The following is an 8,041-nucleotide window of genomic DNA, read 5'->3' as shown; positions in this document are numbered from 1 at the left end:
CGCAAACATGTCAGAAACGGGATGCTGTCACCCATCGACTTCGAAAACACACAGCGCAACGTGAACCAGGAAGGCGTCTAGGAAACTAGGGGCTATTCATTCATCGCCACTCGACCATCGGATACCTAAGCCCCATGCAATACGAGGAGAGAGCGATGAAAGCTTAAGTTGCCGTCCACCAAACCGGCAGCGGCTCATGGACGCATGTTGAGCGCCTGATGCGGGCGAGTATGATTGCCCTACCCGTCCGTTACTTCGAAAGTTAGAAGAAGGCTGAAACGCAGGGAGCCAAAGGCCGCTGATCGCTCGGATACGCCTATGCCCTACTTGTGGTCGCCGAGAGTTTCGTCGACAGGAAGATTAAGGAAAACGGAGGGTAGCCATGCGTTCTTGTACAGCAGCCCTATTCAATTGCGAGACAACCCGGCCGTCCAAGATAAGGGAGTAGCTCAGGTGAGGGCCAATCAGCGACCGGAGGAGCATTCTACCGATTGTGCCAAGGCCTCTTTGTGGTGCCGTCAGGGTAGAGGTTCGGTCCTGAAAAGCGTGACCCGCAGGCCGCCGTGGGCGACGGGCTGGTCGGTTGGCAAGAATGGCAGGCCCGTCGCTTGCGCCAGCGAGGCTTCCGACGTCAAGATACCGACGCGCCAGCCTGAAAAACGCTGCTTCAACGCCGACCCGAGAGCGCCGTGCAAGCCGTAAAGCGGCTTCTTGGTTCCGACTCGGATACCGTAGGGCGGGTTCACGATGACAAGCCCTGGCGGGCCTTCGGGCGGGGATATCTCGCTGACGGCTCGCTTCTGGAAATCAACCAGATCGGCGACGCCCGCCCGTTCGGCATTTGCCCGCGCCGCCGCGAAGGAGCCGGCGTCGCGGTCCGATCCGTGAAAGCGCAGGTCTGTATCCTTCGCCGGAGGCCCCTCGGCCATCATCGCCGCCCAAGCGTCGGCATCGAAGCTTGCCAGTTTCTCGAAGGCGAACGCACGTGCGCGACCGGGCAGCAGGCCCGAGGCGATCTCAGCGGCTTCGATCACAAAGGTGCCCGAGCCACACATCGGGTCCAGTACCGGCTCCGACCCATCGTAGCCGCACTGTCGCAGGAACATCGCTGCCATCGTCTCGCGCAGGGGGGCTTTTCCGACGGCCTGTTTGTGACCACGTTTGTGCAAAAGGCCGCCCGATGTGTCGACCGAGAGGCCGACCATGTTGTCGTCGAAGCGCGCGCGCACTACGATTTCCGCCTTTGGATCGATGGGCGCGCCCAACTCTTCGGCGATCGCGGTTTCGATCCGCTGCTGCGCGGCCCCGGCATGGTATATCTTGGACTTGCGGTTCGTCGCCACCTCGACCCGTACCGGCACATCCGGGCGCAGAACGTCGGCCCACGGGAACTTGCGTGACCGTTTGTCGAGCTGTGCCAGGTGGAAGGCGCGGAATTCACCGATCCGGGCCAGCACGCGCCCGGCACCGCGCAGGGTCAGGTTCGCGCGCCAGACGTCCGGCCAATCGCCGTCGAAGGTCACGCCTCCCGGCACGACAGACAGTTCTGGGAAACCCGCCGTACGGGCTTCCTCGGCCAAGGTCCGTTCCAACCCCGGGGGGGCCATGAGAAAAATTTCGAACGACATGCGCGTCCATAACCCGCGGCGGGCGCGGGCGTAAGGGTCACTCGTCGATCGCGAGACCGGGGTAGAGCGGCTCGTAGATCGGCTCCAGCGTTGCGGTATCGAACAGCGACGACACCGACGTTCCGTTCCAGATGTTCAGGATCGCCTGCGTGAACATCGGCGCGGTCGGTACGATCCGGATGTTCGCGCAGTCCTTCACGGCCTGCGTGGGCGCAATCGAATCCGTTATGACCAGCGATTTCAATTTGGAATTGGTTATCCTCTCAACCGCAGGGCCCGATAGGACGCCGTGGGTGATGTAGGCATGAACTTCGGTCGCGCCCGCATCGATCAGGACATCGGCGGCCTTGCACAGGGTTCCGGCCGTATCGCAGATGTCATCGACGATGATGCACTTCTTACCGGTGACATCGCCGATTACGGTCATTTCCGCCACTTCACCGGCCTTCTCGCGCCGCTTGTCGACGATGGAGAGGGGGGCTTTGATCCGCTGTGCCAATTCGCGCGCGCGGGCCACGCCGCCGACGTCGGGTGACACGATCATCACATCGTCCATCTGGCCCTTGAAGTGATGCATCAGGTCCAGCGCAAAGATCGGCGACGCATAGAGGTTGTCGACGGGAATATCGAAGAACCCCTGGATCTGGGCCGCGTGCAGATCCAGCGTAAGGACTCGTTCGATGCCGGAATTCGCGATCAGGTTGGCAACCAACTTGGCCGAGATCGGCGTACGCGCCTTGGTGCGGCGATCCTGTCGGGCGTAGCCAAAGTACGGGATCACGGCGGTGATGCGGCTGGCCGACGACCGGCGCAGGGCGTCCGATATGATCAGCAGCTCCATCAGATTGTCGTTCGCGGGGTTTGATGTGGACTGGACGATGAACATGTCCTCGCCACGCACGTTCTCGTACACTTCGACGAAGATTTCCTGATCGTTGAACCGCTCGACCCTTGCGTCGACCAGGTCGACCTTCACGCCTCGATGCATCGACATCCGCCGGCTGATTGCGTTGGCCAACGGCTGGTTGGCGTTGCCGGAGATGATCTTTGGATCAGGGCTTGGCATCGGCATTCCTCTCGAATCGTGCCGGGCACGTTGCGCACGCAGTAGCACCGGGCTAGCGGTTCTTCCAACACCTCCGGAGGATATCTGATGCAGATCGACTACTATTTTGCGACCATTTCACCCTTTAGCTACCTGAGCGCCACTCGCCCGGCCGAGGTTGCGGCGAAACATGGTGCGACGCTGAACTACAAGCCTCTCGACATCATGGCGCTGTTTGGGCGAACCGGTGGTACGCCTCCGGGCCAGCGGCACGAAAGCCGTCAGGATTATCGTCTGGTCGAAATTCGACGCACCGCAGCCAAGCTCGGAATGCCGATCAATCTCAAACCCGCGCATTGGCCGACCAATCCTGCCCCGTCTTCCTATGCGATCATTGCGGCGGCCAAGGACGGGTCCGGCGACATCGCCAAGCTGGTTGCAGGGATCACGCGCGCCTGCTGGGTCGAGGAGCGGGACATCGCGCAGGACGACGTCATCGCCGACTGCCTGGAGGCCGCTGGGTTCGACCGCGCGTTGGTGAATGCCGGGCTGATGGAGGGTGCGGAAATCTATGCCCGCAATCTTGAGCAGGCCGTCGCTGCGGGCGTCTTCGGTGCGCCGTTCTTCATTGCCGACGGAGAGAAGTTCTGGGGCCAGGACCGCATCGACGATCTCGATGCCTTTTTGGCGGCCCGATAATCCGATATCCGCGTTCGTGGCGCTTGGCCGGCTGCCGGGGATGGGGCGCAGCGGCCCCTGCGAGGCGGGGGCGTCCGTTGTCTTCAAGCGAAGGCCTCTCGTGGACCACACGCTATTGGCCGGACGGCAGAGCGGTAGCGTGAACAGCGACTTGGCCGTCTCGACCGGTCGCCGGGACGCCGTTAGCCGAGCGGAACTCGGTGCAAGGCCCATAGTGTCATTCACGGACCTTGAGGGGTTCGCGGTGCCGCCAAGGGGCGGGTAATCCTGTAGCATGTCATGTGGGCCTGAACGAAGTGGACCCGGTCCTTTCGGACCGGGCCCTGCGGCGAACCGTGGCGACCGTCGGGTCATGTATTCCCGAGGACCTGTATGTACAGGTGGGCACCAGGTAACGCGACCAGGGTCGCGACAGAGCCAGTTCCCTCGGATTTGCTTAAGGCCACTGGAATTATGCCGGTGACGGGAAGCACAGAAGCGCCGTACCCCTCAGCTAGGGGCCCGATGGTGAGCTGGCAAGGGGTGACACGCCGCGGTGCCTGTAGACTTTTGTTCCCCTTTCATTCACATCATGGGCCATGGATAGCTCGACGATGCCCCCCGATCTGCTACCCGGCCAATTACTCGCACGTGGTGTCTGTCGTCACCTGCGCGACCACGATTTCACCTGTCTTGAGGAGTTCTCGCCCGAACGCGGCAAACGTCTCGACGTGATGGCGTTGGGTCCAAAGGGTGAATTCTGGATCGTGGAGTGCAAGTCCAGCCGGGCCGATTTCAACGCGGACGTTAAGTGGCAGGGCTACCTGGAATGGTCGGATCGATATTTCTGGGCTGTGGACACTGACTTCCCGACGGAATTGCTGCCACCCGAGACGGGGCTGATCATCGCAGATGCCTTCGGGGCCGAGGTGGTACGTATGCCCGCAGCATCAAAACTTCCGGGTGCCCGGCGCAGGGCGCTGACGCTTAGGTTCGCGCGCTGTGCCGCGCTGCGCCTGCACTGGGCGCGCGATCCGATGATGGCGGAAGCGGCGGGTTAGCGGCGCGCCGCGATTGCGGCGGCGGCGCGGATTTCCTCGGCGATTTCAAGCGCGTCCTCCGGATCGAAGTCCATCGGGATTTCTACGTTCCCGCTCTCGATGAACAGGCGCACCATGCCTGCATCGGTCGGGGCGATTTGCAGATTGGCCTCTGCATCGGACGGATCATTGATACCCATACGCGGTCTCTAGCCATGCAACTCGATCCGCGCAAGACTGCTCCCATGACTGACGGTATGATGCTGCGCGATCTTGCACCGGGCGACCCCGGCTGGGTGCTGATGCGCCATGGGGAATTGTACTGGACCGACGAAGGCTACGATCACCTGTTCGAGGCGATGGTGGCAGGCATCCTGGCCGACTTCGTCAAGGCCCGGGGTCCGCTGGATCGGGCCTGGATCGCGGTTGACCGGGCGGGTACGCGGCAAGGCTGCATCTTTTGCTCTTGGCCCGAGGAAACAACGGCCCGGTTGCGGATGTTTCTGGTGGAACCGGCGATGCGCGGAACCGGTTTGGCGCAGCGTCTTCTGGACGCGGTTATCGACCACGCGCGGCGGGGCGGGGCAGCGCAACTGGTGCTCTGGACCCACGAAAGCCATCGGGCGGCTGGAAGGCTGTATGCGCGAAACGGGTTTGAATTACTGGACCAGACGCCGGTGACCGCCTTCGGACAGCCGACGCTGGAGCAGAATTGGCGTCTGTCGCTTTGACGCAAAACTGGTCGGCTGCGGTCTTGCACCTCGGCTTCGCCTTCGCTAAATCGCCCGCAGTGCCGCCGTAGCTCAGTAGGTTAGAGCGCCTGATTGTGGATCAGGAGGTCCCCCGTTCGAGCCGGGGCGGTGGTACCATAAATTTCAAATGGTTAGACCTTATATGCTGGCCAGCACGTAACTCCGAGTTACTCAGGGATTACATGCGCGCACGGTTCCCCCTATCCGGGTGCTAATCTGCGCGATCTTTTTTATCCGGCTTGATTCTTGGGGCGAGGGGATGGGCAGCCCCACGATCATCAGGCTATCGCAGAGTTTATTCGTTCCGGGGCCGCTATATGAATTTGGATGGGGCGCGGGTGCCCGCACTACTTCCAGCCCGCTATATGCGGGCCCTGCGGCCCCTCCACCTGTATACTGATCACCGCGAACAATCAGCGTCGGTCAGGAAACCCCAAAAATAACTTACAGAAGATGGTCGTAGTACCGCGGCTGATGGATCGCCTGCGGCAGCGAACAAATCCTCTGGGGCGGACTGGTGGTTTGCTGAAACCAGCAGGTGGTTGCACGCATCGCTCACCTGATAGCCGAGCGGCAGTAGGAATGCCGCCTCCGAGCCCGCACGCGCGCGTCTAGGGTCATCGCTCCGCTGGAGGAGTTAATGACATCGGCCAAGACCGATAGCGCCCGGTTAAAGGCTGCAGATCCATTGGGTAAGATCGTTGGTCTGTTCCGGGATGTACGGGAAAACCGCAGTGGTGGCGATGAGGCGCTGGCAGAGCTTGAGGCGAAGCTAAATGCTCTGTTTGCTCGCAATACAGGATGACCTCGTAATATTTGAGCCCTCAGGCGCGAAAATTACATCATTAGAACAATAGTTAAATAATTCACTGCGACGCTCTCAATGGATCGATTCATGGCTTTGGCATAACGGCTGATGTCCACCAAAATAGCGCCGTCTTCGCATCATTTTCCGATCATGCGCGGGCCGGGGACTGGGCGCGGATGAAAGGTCGATTGGCCGGCGATCGGGACGAAAAAATCTACCGCCTTCGACGGGCTAAGGCAGCAACGTCGCCCGCGCGAATCCGATGAACGTTCCGCCACCCGACCCGACCGACGCGTCGCGAAAAGGCGCGGTCCAGGCGAAATAGACGTCGCCGCCCACCGGCGTCATCCGGGGGAAGCCGATGGAGGGGCCGGAGCCGCTGACGGTCACCGCTTCGGGCGTGCCGCAGCTGCCGGTTTGCGTCGCGCGGCAGACCATGAGGGCTTCACCCGCGTCGGTTCTCTCGACCCAGCTGACAAGCGCCGTTCCGTCGGGCAGCATAGCCAAATCGACCCGCCCGGACGGATCGCCGAGATCGATGCGGTGTCCGCGCCCGAAATTTTCGCCCCGATCCTGCGAGTAGGCGAGCTTGACCGCCGGGATGCCGTCCGCCTCGGTGAACCAGACAAGCGCTGCAAAGTCGCCCTGGGCGTCGATCGCTGGGCCGTTGACCGGGCATCCTGCGATCTCCCATCCGTCGTTGCTCACTGAATTGGGCTCGGACCAGATGCCATCAACCCGACGCACCACCGAGATATCTCGGATCTCGTCCAGCGTCCGGTCTCGGTACGCCAGAAGAACGGTGCCGTCCTGCGTGACGGCAGCACTGGTCTGGCAACAGGTGCAGGTGCGTGCATCCAGCATTAGGTCTTCGGCGCGCGCGCCTTCCGCCGTCAGCGTCGTCGCGCGCAGTTGCATGGCATTGTCGGACGCGTCTGCCTGTGCGGGGTCGTAGGACCGAGCGTCTAGCCACATGACCAGCGCACCGTCAGGACCGTCGGGGAGCAGCGAGACGAAGCCGTGTTCGCGCGGACTGTCGTCACGGTGCGGAACGATGGTCTCTCCCCAGGTCGCGCCTCCGTCCTGGGACATCGCGATGTTGACGCCATAGGCATACGGCGAAGCGCCGAGCATCCGGAGCCAGTGCACCGCGATCGTCCCGTCGCGCAGGGCCACGGCGGAGGGGAAGTCGGCGAAATTAACGAAAAGATCGTCGCCCTGTGCCACGCTGACCGGCTCCGACCAGGTCGTTCCGTCGAAAACGGCGGTCAGGACGGATGCCTCGACCAGACCTGACAATTCCGTCCACGACAGGAACACTCGACCATCAGGGAGCGCGACCAAAGACGGCTGTTCCGCCAGTCCGCGGTCGGGACTGTCGATCATCTCGATTGCGGTGAAGACCTGTGCTCGGGCGAGACCGGCAATCAGGATCAGCGAAATCGAGGCGAGCGTCAGCGCGAGCCTCAAGAGATCAAGTTCCAGAGCATCACAATGGCCATACCCATCATCATCAGGTTCTCAGTCAGCGACACAAAGCCAAGCGGCACGTTCGTGCCGCCACCGGTGCAGGCACACTTCAGATCACGCTTGTCGATGTAGACTGCCTTGAAGACACTTACCGCACCTATGGTGGCGATGAACAGTGCAGCGGGCGCGGCCAACCAAGTCAACATCATGCCTGTCATCAGAACACCTGCACCCGTCTCGACCCAAGGATAAACGTAGGCGTATGGGACCCATTTTCTCGCAAGAAGATCGTAGTTCAGAAACATCGTCGAGAAACTTTCGACGTCGCGCAGCTTTTGCATCCCAAGCAAGATCATCGATACGGAAATGAACCAGCCCAACGTCTGCCAATTCAACAGCGTCCTGAAAGAGAACCACGTGAGCGTCACCGCCGTCGCCGCGGCAACGGCGAAGAGGATCAGGACCAGCGTATATGTTTTCTTCTTCGGGTCGAAAGCGATCTGTCGCCGCGGGAGCTGGCCGTGCGCTTCACCGGAACGGAAAAGTATTTTGTGTCCGAGGCTTCAGCCTATCGCATTCTCAAGTCCTACGACCTGATCACCAGCCCGGCCTACGTAGTT

The 8,041-nt window shown here is 61.5% G+C and carries 9 protein-coding genes and 1 tRNA gene; 5 read left to right on the top strand and 5 right to left on the bottom strand.

The window, feature by feature from the left end; all coding sequences use genetic code 11:
- Positions 1-518: 518 nt before the first annotated feature.
- Complete coding sequence (locus BLV27_RS18765; protein WP_092648005.1) at positions 519-1,628, bottom strand: THUMP domain-containing class I SAM-dependent RNA methyltransferase; 1,110 nt, start codon at positions 1,626-1,628, stop codon at positions 519-521.
- Positions 1,629-1,665: 37 nt separating this feature from the next.
- Entirely contained in the window at positions 1,666-2,700 is a 1,035-nt protein-coding gene (locus tag BLV27_RS18760) for a ribose-phosphate pyrophosphokinase (RefSeq protein WP_425283674.1), read from the bottom strand.
- A gap of 78 nt (positions 2,701-2,778) precedes the next feature.
- On the opposite strand from BLV27_RS18760, the gene BLV27_RS18755 reads away from it, so the two are divergent.
- Entirely contained in the window at positions 2,779-3,372 is a 594-nt protein-coding gene (locus tag BLV27_RS18755; protein ID WP_170831536.1) for a 2-hydroxychromene-2-carboxylate isomerase, read from the top strand.
- Positions 3,373-3,950: 578 nt separating this feature from the next.
- On the top strand, positions 3,951-4,412 hold the full coding sequence (locus BLV27_RS18745) for an MmcB family DNA repair protein (protein WP_244504757.1): 462 nt from the start codon (positions 3,951-3,953) through the stop codon (positions 4,410-4,412).
- On the opposite strand, the gene BLV27_RS18740 is transcribed toward BLV27_RS18745, so the two are convergent.
- Complete coding sequence (locus BLV27_RS18740; protein ID WP_092648000.1) at positions 4,409-4,591, bottom strand: DUF6324 family protein; 183 nt, start codon at positions 4,589-4,591, stop codon at positions 4,409-4,411. The genes BLV27_RS18745 and BLV27_RS18740 overlap by 4 nt on opposite strands.
- Positions 4,592-4,636: 45 nt before the next feature.
- Between BLV27_RS18740 and BLV27_RS18735 the strand changes: the two genes are divergently transcribed.
- The 3 genes from BLV27_RS18735 (at position 4,637) to BLV27_RS19500 (ending at position 5,948) form a co-directional block, all read left to right on the top strand.
- Entirely contained in the window at positions 4,637-5,122 is a 486-nt protein-coding gene (locus tag BLV27_RS18735) for a GNAT family N-acetyltransferase (protein WP_211605549.1), read from the top strand.
- Positions 5,123-5,183: 61 nt separating this feature from the next.
- Positions 5,184-5,260 (top strand) — tRNA-His (locus BLV27_RS18730).
- A 523-nt stretch (positions 5,261-5,783) separates the two neighbouring features.
- Positions 5,784-5,948, top strand: a complete 165-nt coding sequence (locus BLV27_RS19500) for a hypothetical protein (protein ID WP_170831535.1) — start codon at positions 5,784-5,786, stop codon at positions 5,946-5,948.
- 234 nt (positions 5,949-6,182) lie between these two features.
- Here BLV27_RS19500 and BLV27_RS18725 read toward each other — a convergent pair whose 3' ends face one another.
- Complete coding sequence (locus tag BLV27_RS18725) at positions 6,183-7,421, bottom strand: sialidase family protein (RefSeq protein WP_092647998.1); 1,239 nt, start codon at positions 7,419-7,421, stop codon at positions 6,183-6,185.
- Positions 7,418-7,849 (bottom strand): MauE/DoxX family redox-associated membrane protein, encoded by a 432-nt coding sequence (locus BLV27_RS18720; RefSeq protein ID WP_425283673.1) that lies wholly within the window; start codon positions 7,847-7,849, stop codon positions 7,418-7,420. Before BLV27_RS18720 ends, BLV27_RS18725 begins: the two co-directional genes overlap by 4 nt.
- Between the last annotated feature and the right edge of the window lie 192 nt (positions 7,850-8,041).

Origin of the sequence: Jannaschia faecimaris (assembly GCF_900107415.1) — a bacterium.
Taxonomy (GTDB): Bacteria; Pseudomonadota; Alphaproteobacteria; order Rhodobacterales; family Rhodobacteraceae; genus Jannaschia; species Jannaschia faecimaris.
Note: the sequence above shows the minus strand (reverse complement) of the source record. Positions and strands in the feature narration are given on the sequence as shown.

Excerpts from the sequence above, each read along its gene's own strand:
- BLV27_RS18765 (WP_092648005.1), bottom strand. The coding sequence starts at position 1,628 with ATGTCGTTCGAAATTTTTCTCATGGCCCCCCCGGGGTTGGAACGGACC.
- BLV27_RS18760 (WP_425283674.1), bottom strand. The coding sequence starts at position 2,700 with ATGCCGATGCCAAGCCCTGATCCAAAGATCATCTCCGGCAACGCCAAC.
- BLV27_RS18745 (WP_244504757.1), top strand. The coding sequence starts at position 3,951 with ATGGATAGCTCGACGATGCCCCCCGATCTGCTACCCGGCCAATTACTC.
- BLV27_RS18740 (WP_092648000.1), bottom strand. The coding sequence starts at position 4,591 with ATGGGTATCAATGATCCGTCCGATGCAGAGGCCAATCTGCAAATCGCC.
- BLV27_RS18735 (WP_211605549.1), top strand. The coding sequence starts at position 4,637 with ATGACTGACGGTATGATGCTGCGCGATCTTGCACCGGGCGACCCCGGC.
- BLV27_RS19500 (WP_170831535.1), top strand. The coding sequence starts at position 5,784 with ATGACATCGGCCAAGACCGATAGCGCCCGGTTAAAGGCTGCAGATCCA.